The sequence below is a fragment of the Bacillus sp. JCM 19034 genome (assembly GCF_001310635.1).
Classification (GTDB): Bacteria; Bacillota; Bacilli; order Bacillales; family Bacillaceae_D; genus Halalkalibacter.
Genome location: NZ_BAXR01000001.1, coordinates 359,537 through 380,711 on the forward strand (window position 1 = coordinate 359,537; position 21,175 = coordinate 380,711).

24 protein-coding genes and 1 pseudogene are annotated in these 21,175 nt (G+C 36.8%); 24 read left to right on the forward strand and 1 reads right to left on the reverse strand.

What is annotated here, in order from left to right; genetic code table 11:
- Positions 1-29 precede the first annotated feature (29 nt).
- The 4 genes and pseudogenes from JCM19034_RS01890 (at position 30) to JCM19034_RS01905 (ending at position 3,173) form a co-directional block, all read left to right on the forward strand.
- Complete coding sequence (locus tag JCM19034_RS01890) at positions 30-818, forward strand: c-type cytochrome (RefSeq protein WP_062046822.1); 789 nt, start codon at positions 30-32, stop codon at positions 816-818.
- A 91-nt stretch (positions 819-909) separates the two neighbouring features.
- Positions 910-1,509, forward strand: a pseudogene (locus tag JCM19034_RS01895) (DUF1405 domain-containing protein).
- Between the two features lie 69 nt (positions 1,510-1,578).
- On the forward strand, positions 1,579-2,367 hold the full coding sequence (gene ypjB / locus JCM19034_RS01900) for a sporulation protein YpjB (protein ID WP_062046824.1): 789 nt from the start codon (positions 1,579-1,581) through the stop codon (positions 2,365-2,367).
- Between the two features lie 128 nt (positions 2,368-2,495).
- Positions 2,496-3,173: a zinc metallopeptidase gene (locus JCM19034_RS01905; protein WP_062046826.1), complete on the forward strand. Its 678-nt coding sequence runs from the start codon at positions 2,496-2,498 to the stop codon at positions 3,171-3,173.
- A gap of 116 nt (positions 3,174-3,289) precedes the next feature.
- Here the strand turns inward: JCM19034_RS01905 and JCM19034_RS01910 are convergent, their stop codons facing one another.
- The gene (locus JCM19034_RS01910) at positions 3,290-4,162 is read right to left on the reverse strand and encodes a YitT family protein (RefSeq protein WP_062046827.1); all 873 of its coding nucleotides are present in this window, start codon (positions 4,160-4,162) and stop codon (positions 3,290-3,292) included.
- Positions 4,163-4,294: 132 nt separating this feature from the next.
- Here JCM19034_RS01910 and JCM19034_RS01915 point away from each other — a divergent pair, with 132 nt between their 5' ends.
- The 20 genes from JCM19034_RS01915 to JCM19034_RS01990 all read left to right on the forward strand — a co-directional run bounded on the left by JCM19034_RS01915 (position 4,295) and on the right by JCM19034_RS01990 (position 21,165).
- A complete protein-coding gene (locus JCM19034_RS01915) occupies positions 4,295-4,648 on the forward strand; it encodes a nucleotide pyrophosphohydrolase (protein WP_062046829.1) in 354 nt (117 codons plus the stop codon).
- Positions 4,632-5,435: a 4-hydroxy-tetrahydrodipicolinate reductase gene (gene dapB / locus JCM19034_RS01920; protein WP_062046831.1), complete on the forward strand. Its 804-nt coding sequence runs from the start codon at positions 4,632-4,634 to the stop codon at positions 5,433-5,435. The genes JCM19034_RS01915 and dapB overlap by 17 nt, the downstream gene beginning before the upstream one ends.
- Positions 5,436-5,452: 17 nt before the next feature.
- A complete protein-coding gene (gene mgsA / locus JCM19034_RS01925) occupies positions 5,453-5,842 on the forward strand; it encodes a methylglyoxal synthase (protein WP_062046833.1) in 390 nt (129 codons plus the stop codon).
- Between the two features lie 7 nt (positions 5,843-5,849).
- Positions 5,850-6,566, forward strand: a complete 717-nt coding sequence (gene bshB1, locus JCM19034_RS01930; protein ID WP_082393714.1) for a bacillithiol biosynthesis deacetylase BshB1 — start codon at positions 5,850-5,852, stop codon at positions 6,564-6,566.
- The gene (gene bshA, locus JCM19034_RS01935; protein ID WP_062046835.1) at positions 6,566-7,693 is read left to right on the forward strand and encodes an N-acetyl-alpha-D-glucosaminyl L-malate synthase BshA; all 1,128 of its coding nucleotides are present in this window, start codon (positions 6,566-6,568) and stop codon (positions 7,691-7,693) included. The genes bshB1 and bshA overlap by 1 nt, the downstream gene beginning before the upstream one ends.
- Positions 7,694-7,711: 18 nt before the next feature.
- Positions 7,712-8,818, forward strand: coding sequence for a CCA tRNA nucleotidyltransferase (locus JCM19034_RS01940; protein ID WP_062046837.1), 1,107 nt, complete (start codon positions 7,712-7,714; stop codon positions 8,816-8,818).
- Between the two features lie 25 nt (positions 8,819-8,843).
- Positions 8,844-9,812 (forward strand): biotin--[acetyl-CoA-carboxylase] ligase, encoded by a 969-nt coding sequence (locus JCM19034_RS01945; protein WP_231686756.1) that lies wholly within the window; start codon positions 8,844-8,846, stop codon positions 9,810-9,812.
- 301 nt (positions 9,813-10,113) lie between these two features.
- Positions 10,114-10,932, forward strand: a complete 819-nt coding sequence (gene panB, locus JCM19034_RS01950; protein ID WP_062046841.1) for a 3-methyl-2-oxobutanoate hydroxymethyltransferase — start codon at positions 10,114-10,116, stop codon at positions 10,930-10,932.
- On the forward strand, positions 10,919-11,773 hold the full coding sequence (panC, locus tag JCM19034_RS01955; protein ID WP_062046843.1) for a pantoate--beta-alanine ligase: 855 nt from the start codon (positions 10,919-10,921) through the stop codon (positions 11,771-11,773). The genes panB and panC overlap by 14 nt, the downstream gene beginning before the upstream one ends.
- 5 nt (positions 11,774-11,778) lie before the next feature.
- Positions 11,779-12,165: an aspartate 1-decarboxylase gene (gene panD, locus JCM19034_RS01960; RefSeq protein ID WP_062047335.1), complete on the forward strand. Its 387-nt coding sequence runs from the start codon at positions 11,779-11,781 to the stop codon at positions 12,163-12,165.
- A 260-nt stretch (positions 12,166-12,425) separates the two neighbouring features.
- The gene (locus JCM19034_RS22690; protein ID WP_231686757.1) at positions 12,426-12,827 is read left to right on the forward strand and encodes an exonuclease domain-containing protein; all 402 of its coding nucleotides are present in this window, start codon (positions 12,426-12,428) and stop codon (positions 12,825-12,827) included.
- The gene (locus tag JCM19034_RS22695; RefSeq protein ID WP_231686758.1) at positions 12,800-13,933 is read left to right on the forward strand and encodes a DEAD/DEAH box helicase; all 1,134 of its coding nucleotides are present in this window, start codon (positions 12,800-12,802) and stop codon (positions 13,931-13,933) included. The genes JCM19034_RS22690 and JCM19034_RS22695 overlap by 28 nt, the downstream gene beginning before the upstream one ends.
- 98 nt (positions 13,934-14,031) lie before the next feature.
- Complete coding sequence (locus tag JCM19034_RS22700; protein ID WP_231686759.1) at positions 14,032-14,493, forward strand: hypothetical protein; 462 nt, start codon at positions 14,032-14,034, stop codon at positions 14,491-14,493.
- Positions 14,444-15,226 (forward strand): helicase C-terminal domain-containing protein, encoded by a 783-nt coding sequence (locus JCM19034_RS22705; RefSeq protein WP_231686760.1) that lies wholly within the window; start codon positions 14,444-14,446, stop codon positions 15,224-15,226. Before JCM19034_RS22700 ends, JCM19034_RS22705 begins: the two co-directional genes overlap by 50 nt.
- 230 nt (positions 15,227-15,456) lie before the next feature.
- Positions 15,457-16,554 (forward strand): amidohydrolase, encoded by a 1,098-nt coding sequence (locus JCM19034_RS01970; RefSeq protein ID WP_231686761.1) that lies wholly within the window; start codon positions 15,457-15,459, stop codon positions 16,552-16,554.
- 103 nt (positions 16,555-16,657) lie between these two features.
- The gene (locus tag JCM19034_RS20755) at positions 16,658-16,828 is read left to right on the forward strand and encodes a YpmA family protein (protein ID WP_082393682.1); all 171 of its coding nucleotides are present in this window, start codon (positions 16,658-16,660) and stop codon (positions 16,826-16,828) included.
- Positions 16,829-16,835: 7 nt separating this feature from the next.
- Positions 16,836-17,315: a PepSY domain-containing protein gene (locus tag JCM19034_RS01975; RefSeq protein WP_197276325.1), complete on the forward strand. Its 480-nt coding sequence runs from the start codon at positions 16,836-16,838 to the stop codon at positions 17,313-17,315.
- Between the two features lie 69 nt (positions 17,316-17,384).
- Positions 17,385-18,569, forward strand: coding sequence for a pyridoxal phosphate-dependent aminotransferase (locus tag JCM19034_RS01980; RefSeq protein WP_062046846.1), 1,185 nt, complete (start codon positions 17,385-17,387; stop codon positions 18,567-18,569).
- A 139-nt stretch (positions 18,570-18,708) separates the two neighbouring features.
- Positions 18,709-20,001: an asparagine--tRNA ligase gene (asnS, locus tag JCM19034_RS01985; protein WP_062046849.1), complete on the forward strand. Its 1,293-nt coding sequence runs from the start codon at positions 18,709-18,711 to the stop codon at positions 19,999-20,001.
- 459 nt (positions 20,002-20,460) lie between these two features.
- Positions 20,461-21,165, forward strand: coding sequence for a DnaD domain-containing protein (locus JCM19034_RS01990; RefSeq protein WP_062046850.1), 705 nt, complete (start codon positions 20,461-20,463; stop codon positions 21,163-21,165).
- Positions 21,166-21,175: the final 10 nt, after the last annotated feature.

A 21,175-nucleotide genomic window follows, 5' to 3' on the forward strand; every position in this document is an offset into this window, starting at 1 on the left:
ATGCGAACTTAGTAAAGGAGGGAATAAAGATGGAACGTGGGAAAGGATTACAGTTTGTCGGTGATTCTCGCGTAAAGGCAAATAACCGTAAACCTAACATACCAAAAGATTATTCAGAGTATCCAGGGAAGACAGAAGCTTTTTGGCCAAATTTCTTATTAAAAGAATGGTTAGTCGGAGCTGTTTTCTTAATGGGTTTCCTATGTTTAACGGTTGCACATCCAGCTCCGTTAGAGCGAATGGCAGACCCGAATGATACAGGCTACATACCATTACCTGACTGGTATTTCTTATTCTTGTATCAATTATTAAAATATCAATTTGCTTCTGGTGATTACAATGTCATTGGTGTCATTGTCATCCCGGGGTTAGCCTTTGGTGCTTTAATGCTTGCTCCATGGCTAGATACAGGTAAGGAACGTCGTCCGATTAAACGGCCGATTGCTACTTCATTGATGATTTTATCGTTTGTAGCAGTAGCCTATTTAACTTGGGAATCTGTTGCTCAACATGATTGGGAAGCAGCGGCGCAGCAAGGTATGATTGTTGAGGAAGTTGAAATTGATATGGAGGCACAGGGCTATGAAATTTATTCCGTGCAAACGAGCTGTATAGGTTGTCACGGAGATACGTTAGCTGGTGTTCCGGGAGTTGGTCCTTCTTTACTTGATACAGAGCGTTCAGTTGAAGAAGTGATTGAAGTTATTACGAACGGTATTGAGGGTACAGCAATGCCTGGGGGAGCGTTCGAGGGAACTGATGAAGAACTCGAAATTCTCGCTGAATATATCGTTTCTGGAGGACATCCAGAAGAATAAACATACTGACATATACGAGGTGTCCTAAAAGGTCAATTGTGCCTTTTAGGGCACTTTCTTCGTAATACATACATAAAGGAAGGTACAAAGTATGCTAAAAGAAAGAATACTCCCTTTTTTTAATTATAAATCTATTCTCGTTTGTTTGTTGATTATTAATATTTTAGGCACAATATACGGATATTACTGGTATCGTTATCAATTAGAGCAAACCCCTTTTTATTTTCTTCCATTTGTCCCTGATAGTCCAACAGCTAGTTTGTTCTTCGTTTTTGTATTATTGGGCTTTTTATATAAAAAACGTTCCGTTGCTTGAGGCATTTGCGGCTGTAACGTTAATTAAATATGGATTATGGGCCGTCGCAATGAATATTGGTGCTGGTGTAGTAGGAGACCCGTTAAACTGGCAGAATTATATGCTCATTTTTTCTCATGGAGGTATGGCATTACAAGCATTATCTATTCTCCTTATTTCCGGATTAAGCCGTGGCATTTACTGATTGTTGCTAGTTGGACGATCTTTAATGATTTTATCGATTATTATTATATGATGCATCCTTGGGTTTCAAGAGGTTTATATCCATATATTGAACATATTGGTTATTTCACTTTCGGACTTAGCCTATTCTCACTACTTGTCGTATATTTGTTAGCAGTTAGAAATAAACGTTTCACACTTAATTTACAATAACCTTCTTTTTATTGGTCTACTCTTGTCCACATAATCATAGGATGAGAGTAGAAAAAAGGAGGGACAAGGATGCGACAATTAATCCTCGTTATTATGCTCGTTTTCATCATTCCACTAACTATATATGCTGATGACTCTCCATCTGAACAATCATGGAAAGAGCTTAATCACATGTCTGATCAAATACTTCAATTAACGAAACAAGAAAAATATTCAGAGGCTAAGCAATTAATGGATTATTTCTCTACAGCTTTTTTAGAAATTGATTTTAGTCAAGAAGGAATCAGCATGAGTGCATTGCGTGCGGTGATTTTAGCTTATGAAAATGCAGAACAATCAGTAACTGCCGCTGAAATGTCAATTGAGGAACGGATAAGAGCAGTTACTTCGTTTCGTTTAGCAGTTGATGCATTATCTAGTGAATATCATCCATTATGGCTCCATACAGAGGATGCAGTTATTTCTGCGTTAACTGACATGGAACTAGCAATAAGTGAGGAAAGTGAGCAAACATTTCAATTGAGATTAAATCAATTTCTAAATCAATATGAAATGATACGTCCAGCCCTTTTCATTGATACTGATCCACAACAGCTCCAAAAATTGGATGCACAGATTACGTATTTAGAACGTAATAGAATGGGGGATGTTAAACAAGAGCACTTGACGGACCACCTTATCCTAATGCAAGAGGAATGGACGAACCTTTATAAACGAGTAAAAGAGGATAATACTGATCCTTCATTTTGGTGGGTGATATTTACGATAGGTAGTATGATTACTATTTCTTTAACGTATGTTGGCTGGCGGAAATACCGTGCAGAACAGAAACGGGTTCGTCAAAAGAATAACAGCTGAGCTAGTAAGTGATCGATAAGTGACAATTTTTTGTCATTTATTTGAAATGACCGTAATTGTTTGACTTTATTTGATGTTCTCATTAAACTATTATATAGAATAGATCAACATGAGAGGTGATAGGACAAATGGGGTTTATTATTTACTTTATACTACTCTTAATAATTCCGCTTTGGGCACAGTCAAAGGTAAAAAGTGCTTATCGGAAATACTCACAAGTTCAAGCTTCATCTGGATTAACAGGAGCTCAAGTAGCACGCAAAATTTTAGATGATAATGGCTTGTATAATGTTAGAGTAGAGGAAGTGAGGGGAACATTAACCGATCACTATGATCCTCGTACAAAAGTTGTACGCTTGTCGACTAATAATTATCACGGAACATCAGTGGCAGGTGCAGCCGTTGCAGCACATGAGGTTGGGCATGCGATTCAAGACCAAGAGAATTACGCATTCTTACGTTTCCGCCACGCACTTGTTCCTGTAGCAAGCTTTGGTTCCAATGCATCATTTTTCTTAATTTTGCTTGGTATTATCCTAACAAGTCAAAATTTACTTTTACTCGGTATTGTAGCAATGGCAGCAGCAGTGTTGTTCCAAGTCGTCACTTTGCCTGTAGAATTTAATGCAAGTAGTCGGGCAATGGAGCAAATTGTTTCAGCGGGTGTAATACGAAACGATGAAGAGCGCGAAACAAAGAAAGTGTTAGATGCTGCAGCATTAACGTACGTAGCTGGTGCATTAGTTGCGTTGCTTGAATTAGCACGTTTTATCTTAATGTATATTGGCATGAATAATGACGACTAAAATAACCGGATTACAGTGAGAATATCTCATTATTTCTTGAGTATAATCAACTTTATTTCTTAAAAGACGGCATTACAGCCGTCTTTTTTGCTTTTAAGATGTCCAATTGTGCTTCATCAACGTGATAGAGGACGCTTTTGTTCGTCAAGTGTAAAACCTTCTCCAATAACGTCTTGAACATCATTAACAGTTACGAATGCGTGAGGGTCAATTTTTTCAACGAGACCTTTTAGTCGCATTAGCTCGTTTCGTCCAACAACACAATAGAGCACTTCTTTATCCGTACCAGAAAATGTCCCTTTCCCTCTTAAAATCGTTGCACCTCTATCCATTTCAGTTAATATTTTGGCTGCAATTTCTGATACGTGCTCAGATATAATAAAAGAGGCTTTTGCAGAATAAGCACCTTGTTGGATAAAATCGATCACCTTCGCTGCAATAAAAACAGCAAGCAATGTATACATAGCTTCTCGATAATTTAAATAAAGTAACGAAATACTTATCACGACCGCATCAAAGATAAACATCGTTTTGCCCATACTCCACCCTAAATAAGTAAATCCTAATTTTGCAATGATATCAACTCCACCAGTCGTGCCACCATAACGAAAAACGATACCAAGTCCTACCCCGATAAATACACCTGCAAATAAGGCAGCAAGCGTCATATCATCATGAAGAGGTATGGAGACGAGCTGAAAACGTTGGAAAAATTCTAGAAATAACGATACACTGAATGTGCCGATTAATGTATAAAAAAACGTAGTTCTTCCAAGTATTTTCCATCCTATAAAAAACAATGGAATATTGAGAACTAAATTCGAGATTGCTGGATTTATGTGAAACATGAAATATAAAATAAGGGTGATACCTGTAAAGCCACCATCAGCTAATTGATTTTCCATGTTAAAATAAACAAGTCCAAATGATAAAATTGCTGAACCAAAAATGATAAATACGATTCTCTTAAAATGGATGAGAATATTCATAATGATTCCTCCTTGCCTTTATTTTAATGTAGAATTATTATATGAAATCATGGAGTATATAGCAAAAAACAATTTTCTATTTGTCAAATGAACAACAATTCGCTAACATGTAGAAAGGAGGATGGTCAGAATATGGGAAAATCAATGAAGCAAATGCAAGATGAAGTTGACCAATTTATTGGTCAGTTTAAAGAAGGTTACTTTACTCCTTTAGCGATGCTTGCCCGGATGACTGAAGAAGTAGGTGAGCTAGCACGTGAGGTTAATCATTATTATGGTGAAAAGCCGAAAAAAAATAGTGAAGATGAAAAGTCAATGGAGCAAGAATTAGGGGATTTATTATTTGTACTCATTTGTTTTGCCAACTCCTTACATATTGATTTAGATGAAGCCTTTGATTTAGTTATGAAGAAATTTAATGAACGAGATCAAGATCGTTGGACAAGATTGGATAAAGAGGGTGCTATAAATGGAGAAAATCGTTAATATTGTTATCGCAGGACCACGAGGGAATATGGGAAGAGAGGCTGTTAAGCTTGCAGAAAATACAGAACATTTCAAATTAGTTGCCGTTGTTGATTCAAAAAATGATGGTAAGCAATTAGCTGATGTAGAAGGCTTCTCTTCTGTAAATGTCCCCATTTATACTGATATGGACCGCTGCTTTCAAGAACATGATGTTGATGTCTTAATTGATTTAACAGCACCGCAATTTGGTAGGAAACACATGGAAATCGCCTTTGAACACGGGATAAGACCAGTAGTAGGTACAACTGGATTTTCAGATGAGGATATAGTGGAGCTTCGTAAACAAGCAGAGGATAAAGGAATCGGTGCAATTATCGCTCCAAACTTTGCTATTGGAGCCATTTTAATGATGAAATTTTCCCAGGTGGCAGCTAAATATTTATCAGACGTAGAAATTATCGAAAAACATCATGATCGTAAATTAGATGCCCCTTCAGGTACTTCATTAAAAACAGCACAATTAATCTCTCAAGTTCGTGAAGCAAAAAAACAAGGTCATGAACAGGAATCAGAGGAATTAGCTGGTGCTAGAGGTGGAGATTTTGAAGGAATGAGGATCCACAGTGTTCGTCTACCAGGCTTAGTAGCACATCAGGAAGTGATCTTTGGAGGAGAAGGACAGACGTTAACGATTCGTCACGACTCGATCAATCGAGGTTCTTTTATGCCTGGTGTAAAGTTAGCCGTTGAAACAGTACTAAAAATTGATACACTTGTATATGGTTTAGAACAGATAATTGATTAAAAAGGGAGAGAAGCCGGATGAGAATAGCTTTAATCGCTCATGACAAGAAAAAAGATGATATGGTTCAATTTACAGTAGCCTATAAAATAATACTTCAAGAACATGAACTGTTTGCAACTGGCACGACTGGCACAAGAATTATGGAAGCCACTGGCTTGCCTGTAACTCGTTTTAAATCAGGTCCTTTGGGTGGAGATCAACAAATTGGTGCTTTGGTTGCTGAAAATAAGTTTGATCTGATTGTATTTCTGCGAGACCCGCTAACTGCACAGCCTCATGAACCAGATGTAACTGCATTAGTTAGATTATGTGACGTACAAAATGTTCCGCTAGCAACTAACCTAGGTACTGCCGAAGTATTAATTAAAGGGTTAGAGCGTGGCGATTTATTATGGCGTGAAGGATAGGATTCAAGTGGAAAAATTAGATTTATTAGCGTTTGGTGCCCATCCTGATGATATCGAAATCGGGATGGGAGGAACGCTAGCTAAATATGCAGACGCAGGTGTACGTGTCGGAATATGTAATTTGACTAAAGCAGAATTATCATCAAATGGAACGACTCAATTACGTCAAGAAGAAGCAGCGCTTGCTAGTAAAAAGCTAGGGGTGTGTAAGCGTATACAACTAGATATCCGTGATCGTGGATTGAAATACATAACTGAACAACAGCTTTCTGAGATTGTTTCAATCATACGTCGCTACCAGCCTGACATTCTCTTTGCACCATTTGAAGTTGATCGTCACCCTGACCACGGGGAATGTAGCCGTATCATTAAAGAGGCTTATTTCAATGCAGGCATTCACCGTTATCAATGTTCAGAAAAGAGAAACGCTTATCGTCCTTCAAATCTATTTTATTATTTTATTAACGGATATGAACATCCGGATTTTGTCATTGATATATCAGAATATATTGAAATAAAAAGAGAAGCTTTACAATCATATAAGAGCCAATTCTCTATGAATAGGCAATCTGTTCATACCCCGCTTACAAACGATTATATAAATACGGTTGAGGCGAAAGATCAACTCTTTGGTAAAGAGGTAGGTGTAAAAGCAGCAGAAGGGTTTAAAACATCAAAACCGCTAATCGTCGAACAACTGTTAAGTGGAAGGGGGATTCTTTAATGAAATTAAAAATTGGAATTAGTTGTTATCCTACTGTTGGAGGATCAGGTGTTTTAGCAACAGAACTAGGCAAACTTCTTGCAGAAAGGGGACACGAAGTTCATTTTATAACGTCAAGCGTACCTTTTCGTCTGGATCGAGTATATCCAAACATCTATTATCATGAAGTAGATGTTAATCAATATTCTGTATTTCAATATCCCCCTTATGATTTAACGTTAGCAAGTAAAATGGCAGAGGTTGCTAAACGAAATCAATTAGACCTTATACATGTACATTATGCAGTTCCTCATGCGATATGTGCCATTTTAGCGAAGCAAATGGTCAATAATGGTTTGAAGATTATGACAACACTTCACGGTACCGATATTACGGTTTTAGGCTATGACCCATCTTTACGAGAAATAATTCGTTTCGCTATCGATCAATCAGATTGCGTAACAGCTGTCTCGCAAAGTTTAATGGAACAAACGAAAGAGGTTGTTCGAACCGATAAGGAAATTGCAACAGTTTATAACTTTATTGATGAACGTGTATATACAAAAAAAGAAGTTGGTCATTTAAGGAAACATTACCAATTAGCTGACGATGAAAAAGTGATTATACATATATCTAATTTTCGTCCCGTGAAACGTGTTTGTGATGTGGTTAAAGGCTTTGCTGGTATTCAAAAAGATCTAAAGTCTACACTACTTCTAATTGGAAATGGTCCAGAATTACCTGTTGTTAGGCAGTTGGTGAAACAATTAGGGATCGAAAGTCGCGTTCAATTTCTCGGAAATCAGAAGCATATTGCAGAATTGCTTTCAATGAGTGATTTAATGTTACTATTAAGCGAGAAGGAGAGTTTTGGCCTTGTAGCTTTAGAAGCAATGGCTTGTGGGGTACCTGTCATAGGTAGTGATGCAGGAGGAATACCTGAAGTTGTTGTTGATGGTAAAACCGGATACATTTGTCCTGTTGGTGACATTGATTGTATCGTTTCGAAAGCTGTTGCATTACTTAAAGATGAGAAAAGACATCAGCAATTTTCAAAAGAAAGCATCAAGCGTGTCCATGATGTATTTCATTCAGAGCATGTTGTAAGTCAATACGAACAATTATATGCTAAAATGTTAGAACGATAATATGAGTGGATGATGATAATGAATAATTGTTATATCGATCAAGTGCTGCATTTATTGCACGTTTTTAATGATCAAGGTTATAAAGCATATATAGTAGGTGGGGCTGTTCGCGATTTCTTACTTGAAAAAGATTGTTCAGACATAGATATCGTGACAACAGCCTCACCTGAACAAATTTCTACATTATTTAATAAAAGCTTTCAAATGAATACAGAGCACCAAACAGTCATTGTCCATTACGATCAACTCCAATTAGAAGTAACGACAATGCGCGGGGATTCAATTGAAGAGGATTTAAGAAAGAGAGATTTAACAATCAATAGTATGGCAATGGATGTGTCTAGAGATATTATCGATCCTTTTGGTGGTCAAGCAGATTTGAAACAACGGTTACTCCGATCTTTACAGCCTGATCAGCGGTTTGAAGAAGATCCGTTAAGGATGTTGAGAGTCATTCGATTTGTAAGTGAATTGGGCTATAATGTTGAACAAGCATCGAAGCAAGTAATCGCTCAAAAAGCTTCGATGCTTCGTTCTGTCGCACCAGAGCGCCTCTCTAAAGAATGGCTAAAATTATTAAAAGGTCATTACGTAAAGTTCGCAATTGACCTACTTTTAGATACTAAGCTTTACAAGGATATTCCTATTTTACAGTTAACTAGTAATGAACTTGAAAAATTGCGTTCGATTTTACTTGAAAATCAAATGTCAGATGTTCTAATATGGACCACGTTTTGCTTAGTTTATAGTCCACCAAAATCGCAATTTCTAATAAATATGGCTGTTCCAACAGCGATAAGGCGTCAGGTTAAAACGAGATTAGACTGGTTTAAAATGAGAGTAAACAATACTTGGAATCGTGAGATGCTCTTTGATGCTACTCTTGAAGTAGCATTAGATGTTGAATATGTAAGAAAAAAGTTCCAGTACACCTTTATTAATAGCGATGAGCTGAAAGAAAAATGGTTAGAGCTTCCGATCCATTCTCGTAGTGAATTGGCTATTACTGGTCATGACCTTTTAAAAATAGGGAAGAAAGCGGGTTCGTGGATCAGTTCTGCTTTACGAGAGGCAGAAATAGCCGTCATAAAAGGGACATGCAAAAATGAAAAAATGAGCTATTAAGATGGTTAGAAGGGAGTTCGTTCATTTGAAAGAAACATTAATAAAACTACTAGAGGAAAATGAGGGTGAATTTGTCTCAGGAGAGCATATTAGTCGCTTATTAGGCTGTTCTAGGACAGCAATTTGGAAACATATTGATACATTGAGGAAGAATGGCTATGAAGTAGAATCTGCTCCAAGAAAAGGATACCGCTTAATCAAAAGAGGAGATGATATACAACCTCACGATATTAAGCTGAATTTAAAGACTGATGTATTTGGTCAAGAGCAAACGTATTATCCTTCTATTCATTCTACTCAGAAAGTGGCACAACAGCTTCAACAAAAAGGGGTTAAAGAAGGCCATTTAGTCGTTGCAAATGAACAAACAGACGGAAAGGGACGTATGTCCCGCGAATGGTATTCGCCAGCAAATACGAGTGTGTCGATGAGTTTACTATTACGGCCGAACGTCTCTCCGCAAAAGACACCACAACTCACATTATTAACCGCCGTTGCAATTGTGAGAGCGATAAAACGGGTGACAGATGTAACGGCACAGATAAAATGGCCAAATGATGTACTAATAAATGGGCGAAAATTAGTAGGAATATTGACAGAAATTCAATCGGAGCCTGATGTTGTGCATTCAGTTATTATAGGAATCGGAATCAATGTGAACCAAACAGCGGAGGATATTCCTCCACATTTACAAGAGAAGTCAACCTCGTTATTATTAGAGTCAAAAAAATATGTACAACGTGCTGAATTGATAGCAGAAGTCTTGAATGAATTAGAAGTGTTGTATAAACTCTATATGAACGATGGATTCGAAGCGATCAAGCTAATGTGGGAAACACACTCAATTAGTATCGGAACTTATTTAACTGCACGTACACCAACGAAGAACATTTATGGCTTTGCTAAAGGAATTACCAATGAAGGATGTCTTCTCATTGAAGATGAAAGTGGAGAAGTTCACCAGATTTATTCTGCTGATATCGAGAATCACTAGAAGTTTGTTATACTATTTTCTTACGGGCGGTATCTTTACACGAGCTGCACCATTTTATCGTTATTTAAAAGTGAAATCAATCTGCCTTGATCAGGATTGACTGGGACAGAGGAGTCATAATAAGTCTATTTTTATGCGAGGGATATTTGAGTCTCTTGCATATTAGTAAATAGCTTATTCTAGTTGACCTATCCTCTTTCTTGTTTATTGAAAGTGGATTATTTGTGTTTAACACAACTCCTCTTCATTATAAAAGGAGGGTGAAAGGAATTGAAAAAAACAACGATACATTTTAAAAAAAATGAAAGAAAATAATGAAAGAATTACGATGATGACTGCTTACGATGCTCCAACGGCACGCTTTGTTGAAGAAGCTGAAATTGACATGATTTTAGTAGGCGATTCACTTGGAATGGTCGTATTAGGCTATGATTCAACAATACCAGTTACAATTAACGATATGATTCATCATACAAAGGCGGTTAAAAGAGGAGCTAATGATACGTTTATCGTGACAGACATGCCGTATCTCTCTTACCACGGAGATTACCAACAAACGTTAGAAGCAGCTAAGCGAATCATGCAAGAAGGCGGATGTGATGCCTTAAAACTTGAAGGAGCTGGCGATGTCGTTCAAACGATTGAAAAATTAACGAAAGCCGGAATTCCGATTGTTGGCCATCTTGGCTTAACTCCACAGTCTGTTGGTATTCTCGGTGGGTATCGTGTTCAAGCGAAAACCGCACATGATGCAAAGCAATTGCTTGCTGAAGCAAAGCAACTTGAAAAAGCAGGTGCACTTGCAATTGTTGTAGAATGTGTACCTGAGGAAGTAGGTAAGGCGTTAACAAACAGTTGCCAGATACCGATTATCGGAATTGGTGCAGGAAATCAAACCGATGGTCAAGTTCTTGTATATCATGACTTAATTGGGTATGGCTACGGCCATGTACCAAAATTTGTTAAACAATACACACAAGTATCAATATCGATAAAAGAGGCACTTAAGAACTATCGAGAAGAAGTAAAGCAAGGGATTTTTCCTAGCAATGAACAAAGCTTTTCAATGGATGAAACTGAAGTGAGTACGTTATATGGAGGAACAGATGAAAGTCATTAAAACCATTCCGTTACTCAAAGAAGAAATAAAGAAGATTCAGCAAAGTAATGAAACAATTGGATTTGTGCCAACGATGGGGTATTTACACGAAGGTCACCTATCATTAATTGAAGAAGCTAGAAACCAAACAAATAAGGTGATTTTAAGTATCTTCGTAAACCCACTCCAGTTTGGTGAAAATGAAGACTTAGACCAATACCCTCGTGACTTTAAGCGTGATGAGCAATTAGCGAGGTTAGCCGGTGTAGATATTCTTTTCTATCCGGATATAGCTGAAATGTATCCATCTGAAATACCAATGATGATTCACGTTTCAAAAGGTGTAGATGTTCTTTGTGGAAAAAGTCGACCAGGCCATTTTGATGGTGTGGCAACAGTCGTTATGAAGTTGTTTAACATTGTGCAACCGACAAAAGCCTTTTTCGGACAAAAAGATGCTCAACAAGTTGCTGTCATTATTAATATGGTTAATGCGTTTAATATTCCAGTTGAAATCGTACGTTGTCCTACGATACGAGAAGAGGATGGTTTAGCTAAAAGCTCGAGAAATGTCTATTTGACAAACGAGGAACGAAAGGAAGCACCGATCATATATAACTCGTTGCTACGTGCTTCTCATGCGATAAATGAAGGAATGCGAAAAAAATCAGATGTTATTAAGCTTATAAAAGATCATCTTTCACAAGGAAATGGTAAAATCGATTATGTCGATGTGCTAACATATCCAGCACTCGAAGATAAAGGAATTGTATCTGGGCAAGTGATTATTGCGGTAGCTTATAAATATAAAAAGGCTAGATTAATTGATAATTATATTATGACTGTTAAGGAAAGGGATTGAATGCCATGTTTAGAACGATGATGAAATCAAAAATACATCGTGCTAGAGTGACAGAGTCAAATTTAAATTATATAGGTAGTATTACGATTGATGAAGACATTATGGATGCTGTAAATATATTAGAAAATGAAAAAGTGCAAATTGTAAACAATAATAATGGTGCAAGATTTGAAACATATGTAATTAAAGGGGAAAGAGGAAGTAAGGTAATGTGCTTAAACGGTGCAGCAGCACGTCTCGTTCAAGAAGGTGACATTATTATTGTCTTAACATACGCAATGATGACCGATGAACAAGCACAAAAGCATGTACCAAAAGTAGCGATTATGAATGAAAATAATGAAATTGTCGAAATGTTAGGAACTGAGTTAGCTTCTACAACTCGAACATAACGCATATTCCCTTCTTCTTCGATAAACACTTTAAGTAGTTGATTTAGAAGAAGGGAATTTTCTTATTTATAATGCTGGCTACTCAGTTACAACCTGAGTAGAAGTTGTGTATAATTTAAGGTGAACGCCTACTTGAATGATATTGTAAACAGTGTTTAATTTAGAACAGAATCAAAAAGAAGTCTTAAAAATCATTTCCTTAGAATTCAAGGCTTCTTTTAAATTCAACGATTAAAGTTGAATGAAATAGAGGTGTACGCATGTACGATCGTTTTGTTGTTATAGACTTAGAAACTACGGGGCATTCCGTGGAAAAAGGCGACCGCATTATACAAATTGGTGCAGTTGTTTGTTCAAATAGTGATATTCTCTCGACCTATTCATCATTTGTGGAACCAGGGGTGTCAATACCAGCTTTTATTGAAGAATTAACAGGAATTACTGTTGATATGCTTGAAGGAGCACCAAAATTTCGAACAATTATCCCGACGTTACTAGATTTACTAAAGGATAGTTGCTTAGTAGCTCACAATGTTGATTTTGATCATAGCTTTTTGAAGAAACAGTTCGAACTTGAAGGCTTTAGCTTTCCTGATATTCCAGTTGTTGATACGGTTGAACTTGCCCGTATTTTTTGCCAAGACAGACAAGCTATAAATTAAGTGAACTAGCAGATGAGCTTGGATATGAACATGACCGTCCCCATCAGGCCGACAGTGATGCGTTAGTAACGGCTGCTCTTTTCCACAAAATAGTGACAAAGTGTCGTTCACTACCAATAGTGACATTACAGCAATTAATTCCTCTAATGAGGAAGTTAAAAAGCAATTTTGAGCCTATCTTGTCTGACATCATTCAACAAAAGAAAGCCACACAATCAAATGAGGAAAAGTTTGACTGTTATCGACAATTAGCGATCAGGAAAGTTCCTGATACACTTCCAAAGCAATCAGAGAATGTACTCTCTTATGAGGAGTTTATCAAGTCCGATTATAAAAAGGTATCGAAAATGGCTTTTGATCATTTTGAACGGCGTAAAGGACAGGAACAAATGATGCAGGAAGTTCATGAGGCTTTCTTGCATAATGAATACAAATTAATTGAGGCAGGTACTGGTACAGGAAAATCCTTAGCTTATTTACTCCCGGCTCTTTTTTATGCAATTAAGCAAAAGCAACCTGTCATTGTGAGTACACAAACGATACCTTTACAAGAGCAGTTGTTAAAAAGAGACTTGCCAATATTAGAAAAGCTTGTTAAATTCCCTGTTCATATGGTTTTATTAAAGGGGCGAAATCACTATTTATGTTTGCGCAAATTTGAGCAAAGCTTATCAATAGAACATACTAGTTATGAAGTGAATCTAACAAAATGTATGATACTCGTCTGGTTAACAGAAACGATGACAGGTGATATCGATGAAATCATGATTCCTGCTGGTGCAAAATCATTATGGTATGAAGTCCAGAGTGATGCAAGTAGTGACATCGGGAGGGCAAATCCTTGGTTCACAAGGTGTTTTTATCATCGTGTTCGAAGAGACGCTCAACTAGCACATATTGTTGTTACAAACCATGCCCTATTATGTACAGATTTATTGCATGAGAAAGCGATTTTACCTGCTCATTCCCATGTTATTTTAGATGAGGCACACCATTTAGAAGAAGTGGCAAGTGATCATCTCGGTTTAAGGACAGATTATGTGGCATTTGCCATATCTTTCAACGGTTATCATCTGATCAAGATTATCATTGGTATGATCAATTAACAGCCATTTACAATCGGCTACAGTTACCTATTTCAACCTCAGATCTTCTTTTTAAACAATTAATCGGAGCGAAGGAAGAAATTGATGAATTATTTCGAATGCTATATGCGTATATTCAACAGAACCAACAGCTAACGACAACAGATGTTGGCCGTGTTCGATACCGGTATTTTAGTTTTAAGGAGCAAGGAGCACTCTGGCAAGCAATATTGGAATGTATGATGAGAATACATAGTAACGTCAAAAAAGTGATTTCTTCGTTTAAGGAACTTTTAGTGCCAATAAAAGAAGGAAATGAGAAGCTCACTTACACTGATGCATCTTTTCTATCGGAATTAGAAAAATGGGTGACTCTTTTAAATGAGGAAGAAGATAAATTATACCAATTACTATTAGAATATGATCCAGATGCTGTTTATTGGGCTGAAATTGAACCTAGAGGTGCACGCAATGCAACTTATCTATATAGTAAACCTTTAGACGTGTCGCAATTGCTAGCTGACGGTTTTTTTGCAAAGAAAAAAAAGTGTCATCTTAACATCTGCTACATTAGCGGTTAACGGATCATTTTCATTTCAAATTAAACGATTAGGATTAGAGGATTTTGCTCCACAAACGTCCATTATTGGCTCCCCTTTCAATTATAAAGAGCAAGCACGTTTGTTAATACCAACTGATATACCTGCGATTAAAGAAGTGACAATGGAGCAATTTTCTTATGAAGTCGCCAAAAAGCTATGGCGCTTATCATCAATGACTGAGGGAAAGACGCTCGTATTATTTACATCGTATGAAATGCTTCGGATCGTTTATGACTTCATGAGAAAGTGGAATGAGGATCATATTCTCCATTTAATCGGACAAGGGATAACGTCAGGAAGTCGTGTGAAATTAATGAAAATGTTTAAACAAAGTGAGCAGGCAATGTTATTTGGGACAAGTAGTTTTTGGGAAGGAATTGACTTACCTGGAAACGAGTTAACGACCGTTGTCATTGTTCGGTTACCATTTTCACCACCAGATGATCCTTTAATTCAAGCTCAATTTGAGAAAGTTAAAGAAGAAGGTGGAAATCCTTTCATGGATATTTCATTACCTCAAGCGATTATTCGCTTTAAACAGGGATTTGGTAGATTAATTCGTTCTATGACAGACAAAGGGGCAGTATTTGTGTTTGATCGACGTATTACGAGCTCACGATATGGAAAGCAGTTTATTTTATCACTACCAGATGTACCTGTTTATAAAGGGGAATTTGATCAATTATTAAAAGATCATCATACGTATTTATAAAGGAAAAGGAGACACATATCGTTCATGTCAATTATAATTAAAAATGCAAAAATTGTGACAATGACTGATGTTGGGATAGTTGAAGGCTATGTCGTGGTGAAAGATGGACAGTTTGAGCGTATTGCAAGCGGGAATCCCTCAGCCCAACTTGAAGCCGAAAGTCTAGAAGTTATTAATGCAAATGGGAAGTGGCTACTGCTGGATTCATTAATACTCATGGACACACTGGAATGTCGCTATTACGTGGTTATTCTGATGATTTACCGTTACATCGATGGCTTAAAGAAAAAATGTGGCCATTCGAAGCTAAATTAGATAGAGAATCGGTTCGTGCTGGTCGTCAATTAGCTGTTGCTGAAATGCTTTTATCTGGTACGACAACATTTCTGGAAATGTATCATTTGTATATTGACGATTTTGCGGAGCAGTTAGCAGAAATAGGAATGCGTGCAACCTTAATGCGCTCAATGATTGGGCTTTGTCCAACACGAGAGCAAGAGGAAAAATTACAGGAAGCCGTTACCTTAGCTAAGACATGGCATAAGTCAGCCAATAATCGTATTCAAATGATGTTGGCTCCTCATGCTCCATATACGTGTCCACCTGATTTTATTGAACGAATTGTTGAGGAAGCCGCAACGTTACAGCTTCCGATTCATATGCACTTAGCTGAAACAAAAAAAGAAGTTGAGGACCATATTAATACGTATGGTGTTCATCCTTTTGATCATTTGCAAAAATTAAAAGTATTAGATAAAACACCTTGGCTTTTTGCACACTGTGTTCACTTATCACAAGAGCAAATAAAAGCTATGGCAAACTATCAACTATCAGTAAGTTATAATCCAAAAAGTAATTTAAAGCTCGGATCAGGGATAGCACCTATTGCACAAATGTTAGAAGAAGGCATTAATGTATCCATTGGTACTGATAGTGTAGCATCAAATAATACGTTAGATTTATTTGAAGAATTACGCGTTGGTACTTTGGTGCAAAAAGGAATAAAACAAGATTCAACAACTATTCCGGCATATGAAGCATTAAAACTTGTTACAGTTAATGGAGCTAAAGCATTATCTTTACAGGGTGTGGGGCAAATAGAGGTTGGGTATGATGCAGACTTTATATTACTTTCTTATGAAAGCCCACACTTACAGCCTAATGATCATGTTTATTCTCATTTGGTTTATGCAGCAAAAGGGTCGGATGTCACAGATGTGTATGTACAAGGAAAAGCATTAGTAAGAAAGAAAGAACTTGTTACATTGGACCTGGAAAAGATCATCTTTGAAGCAAATAAAGCATACAAAGAAGTAAATGAACGTTAAGAACATTTGATAAGCTGATATACCGAGAATCTACATACATTCCTATTTCGCTTACAAAAGCTCATTTTCTTGCTTAATTACACATTAATGGAGGGGAACATAGATGGAACAAAAAATGGAAGTTTTATCAAAGGTTACGGTGAATCGAACAAGCGATCTATATAAAATTGTCGATTCATTAAACCGTACTTTAAAAGAGCAGGATTTAATGTTTGGTCTAGCTCTTGATCAAACTAATGAGGAAAAAATGGTTTTCACCATTTATAGAACGTAGGGTTATTATGAAAAAGTGGATCATATCCTTTACCTTTATTGTTTTCATGCTTCTTATAGCAGGTAGTATATACTTTTTTACAATCATCAGAGAACCACTTGTGGAGCAATTTGATCAAGTGGAACGATATGTGTTAAACCAAGACCTTCTAGATTCGATTGACGAAATATCTTATTATCATGGCCAAGAAGTTGTTTATGTTGCACGAGGTGAATTAGACTCCATTGAACGTTATGTTTGGGTAACAGATGATTTAACGACTGCTTACGAAGCGAATGTCGATGAAGGCATTACAGAAGAAGAAGCAATATCGTTAGTACATCAACATGAGCCAATAGTCGAATTACAAGCGATACGAATAGGTTTAGAACGAAATCGACCTTTATATGAAATAACATTTATTAATGAAAATGAACGAAAATCTTATTATTATTTACACTTTAAAGATGGTACGCTTATCAAAAGATATTCATTACGAATTGAATGACAAATCTTTATTCGACTTATTGCGAATCAGTGATGATCGTGTATAGTATATAGTAGGAGGGAAAAATATATGAATTTATCAAAAAGAGTATCAACTTTAACACCTTCGTCAACGTTAGCGATAACAGCGAAGGCAAAGGAATTGAGAGAGCAAGGTCATGATGTAATAGGGTTAGGTGCAGGTGAACCCGATTTCAATACGCCACAATACATAATTGATGCAGCTATTCGTTCAATGGAAGAGGGACATACGAAATATACTCCTTCAGCTGGGCTACCGGCATTAAAGGATGCGATTATTAATAAGTTTAAAATCGATCAGCAAATCGACTATAAGCGTGAGAATATATTAGTCGGTTCTGGTGCAAAACATGTTCTTTATACGCTATTTCAAGCTATTCTAGATGCCGAAGATGAAGTGATTATCCCAACTCCTTATTGGGTAAGCTACCCAGAGCAAGTGAAGCTTGCAGGAGGACAGCCTGTTTATATCGATGGGCTTGAGGAAAACGAATTTAAAGTAACGGCAGAACAAGTTGAAAAAGCGATTACGAATAAAACAAAGGCATTTATTTTAAATTCACCGAGTAATCCTACAGGATCGATGTATAGTGAAGACGAGTTGAAGGCACTTGGTGAGGTTTGTGTAAAGCATGACGTTTTAATTGTGTCAGATGAGATTTATGAGAAGTTAGTCTATGATGGTGCGAAACATACGTCGATTGCTCAATTATCTGATGACTTAAAGCAACAAACCATCGTTGTAAATGGTGTATCAAAATCACATTCCATGACAGGATGGAGAATTGGATATGCAGCAGGTGATCCGAATATCATTAAAGCAATGACAAATTTAGCAAGTCATAGTACGTCTAATCCTACGACGAGTGCTCAATATGGAACAATTGCAGCATATAAGCAAGATGATGGTTCCGTTGAAAAAATGAGATCTGCCTTCGAAGAACGCTTAAATGGTGTGTATGAAAAATTAATAAGCATTCCTGGTATTTCATGTGTTAAACCTAAAGGAGCATTTTATCTTTTCCCTAATGTAAGCGAAGCCGTTAAAATGAACGGGTTTGACTCCGTTGATGATTGGGTTGCTGCGTTACTGGAAGAGGAAAAAGTAGCACTTGTTCCCGGTTCAGGATTTGGAGCACATAACAATGTACGCTTATCATATGCGACTTCTTATGATTTACTTGAGGAAGCATTAAACCGAATCGAGAACTTCATTAAGAATCATTCTAAGTAATGCAAAATACAAGGGACAGTCTTAAAAGGTCGGTTAACCTTTTGGGCCTGTCCCTGTTCATTTCTATTTACTTTTCACAAATGTATGATATGGGTATAATATTAACTATAATAGATGATTGAATATTGGAGGGTACATATTGAAAACGACTATTGCAAAAATTGGTCAATTTTCTAATAAAGAAGTAACGATTGGGGCTTGGTTAGCGAATAAGCGTTCAAGTGGCAAAATAGCCTTTCTACAATTGCGTGATGGGACTGGCTTTATTCAAGGGGTAGTTGTAAAAGCAGATGTTGGCGAAGAGCTGTTCCAGCAAGCGAAATCATTGACGCAAGAAAGTTCATTGTATGTCACTGGTATCGTTCGTGAGGATGAACGTGCACCATCAGGATATGAGCTTACGGTAACGTCATTTCAATTGATTCAAGAGGCTGATGGTTATCCGATTACACCGAAAAATCACGGAACAGAATTTTTGATGGACCATCGTCATTTATGGCTACGATCTAAACGTCAGCATGCAATTATGAAAATACGTAACGAAATCATTCGTGCGATCTATGAATTCTTTAATGAGAATGATTTTGTTAAAGTTGATCCGCCTATCTTAACGGGTAGTGCTCCTGAAGGTACGTCAGAATTGTTTGCTACAAATTATTTTGATGAACAAGCCTATCTATCACAAAGTGGTCAATTATATATGGAAGCAGCTGCGATGGCGTTAGGACGAGTTTTCTCGTTTGGTCCAACTTTCCGAGCAGAAAAATCAAAGACAAGAAGACATTTAATTGAATTTTGGATGATTGAACCGGAAATGGCATTTGTTGAATTTGAAGAGAATTTAGAGGTACAGGAGCAATTTGTTACGTTTATCGTCCAAGCAGTTTTGAAAAATTGTCAGCTCGAATTAAAAACGTTAGAGCGTGATATAACTCAACTTGAAAAGATAAAAGCACCATTCCCAAGAATAACGTATGATGAAGCTATTACCTTTTTACACGAAAATGGATATAATGACATTAAATGGGGAGATGACTTTGGTGCACCACATGAAACGGCGATCGCAAACCATTATGATAAGCCGGTTTTCATTACTCATTACCCGACCACATTGAAGCCTTTTTATATGCAGCCTGATCAGGACCGCAAAGAAGTTGTACTATGTGCAGATCTAATTGCCCCAGAAGGGTATGGTGAAATCATTGGTGGTTCAGAACGTATTCATGATTACAATTTATTAGAGCAAATGGTTGCCTTGCATCAGTTATCTGAAGAAGCGTATCAATGGTATTTAGAATTAAGGAAATATGGTTCCGTACCACATTCAGGATTTGGCCTAGGATTAGAGCGCACGGTTGCTTGGATAACAGGAGTGGAGCATGTGCGTGAAACGATTCCTTTTCCTCGCTTGTTAAATCGCTTATATCCTTAAATTGAACGAAAGCTTACTATGTAACATGTAAGAATTGGGTTTTATTCAGCCTAGAACATCACTTATAATGATTGGGTGATGTTCTCTTTTGTTGTAAAACGGCAAGTTGACTTATATTTTAAATGTCCAATCTGAAGAAAAGACTAATGGGAAAGCGATGGTTCTATACTATCAATTATGGGACTTTTTTTATTAAAGGAACGCTGCTTAGTATTGTTGAATCGGTGTAACTAGTTTGTAAGAAACTAAAAATAAACTATTGCATTTAATTTGATTTTTATCGGTAGTATATTGTTGTTGTTGTACAAATAAGGATGGGTGGAGCAGTTATATTTACTGCTCTCCTATCCTTCTTCTTATTCCTTTATCATTTAAGAGGGGGAGTTGCTATTAGCAAAATGTTCTGTAGTTAATGTTTGCGACTCTCATGTTATAATAAAAGGAAGAGGTGTTTCGCAAATGAACGAAAAAATATTACAAAAATGGACAACACAACGTTTCGTGACAATTCCTGCTCTATTATTAAAGCATTATAAGGAATTATATTTAAAAGAAGAAGAGCTAGTGATTATTCTACACATTCAATCATTTATTGATGAAGGAGAGCCGTTTCCGACCGCTGATCTTGTAAGCGAAAGAATGAATATTTCTTCATCAATGTGTTCGAATATAATTGGTCGTTTATTAAAAAATCAATTTTTATCTATTGAAAAAAGATGGGATGAAAACGGTATTCTCTATGAAATGCTTACATTGGAGCCTTTATGGTTAAAGCTAATCAATGCTTTAAACAAAGAGGAGCATATTCAAAGCGAGCAGACGAAGCAACAAGAGGAAGGTCAATTATTTAAACGATTTGAAGAGGAATTTTCACGCCCACTTTCGCCAATTGAAGTAGAAACGTTGTCGATGTGGATTGACCAAGATCAACATACCCCGAAAATGATATTGGCTGCACTTCGAGAAGCTGTTGTTTCGGGAAAGCTCAACTTTCGATATATTGATCGAATATTATTTGAATGGAAACGAAATGGAATTAAAACAGTTGAGCAAGCGAAAGAACATGGTGAGAAATTTCGAAAATACCAACAGCCAGTAAAACAGGAGCAAACGAGAACACAAGTTGATTCAGCTCCGGGATTTCAATGGTTGGAGCAATCATAAAGGAGTAGAA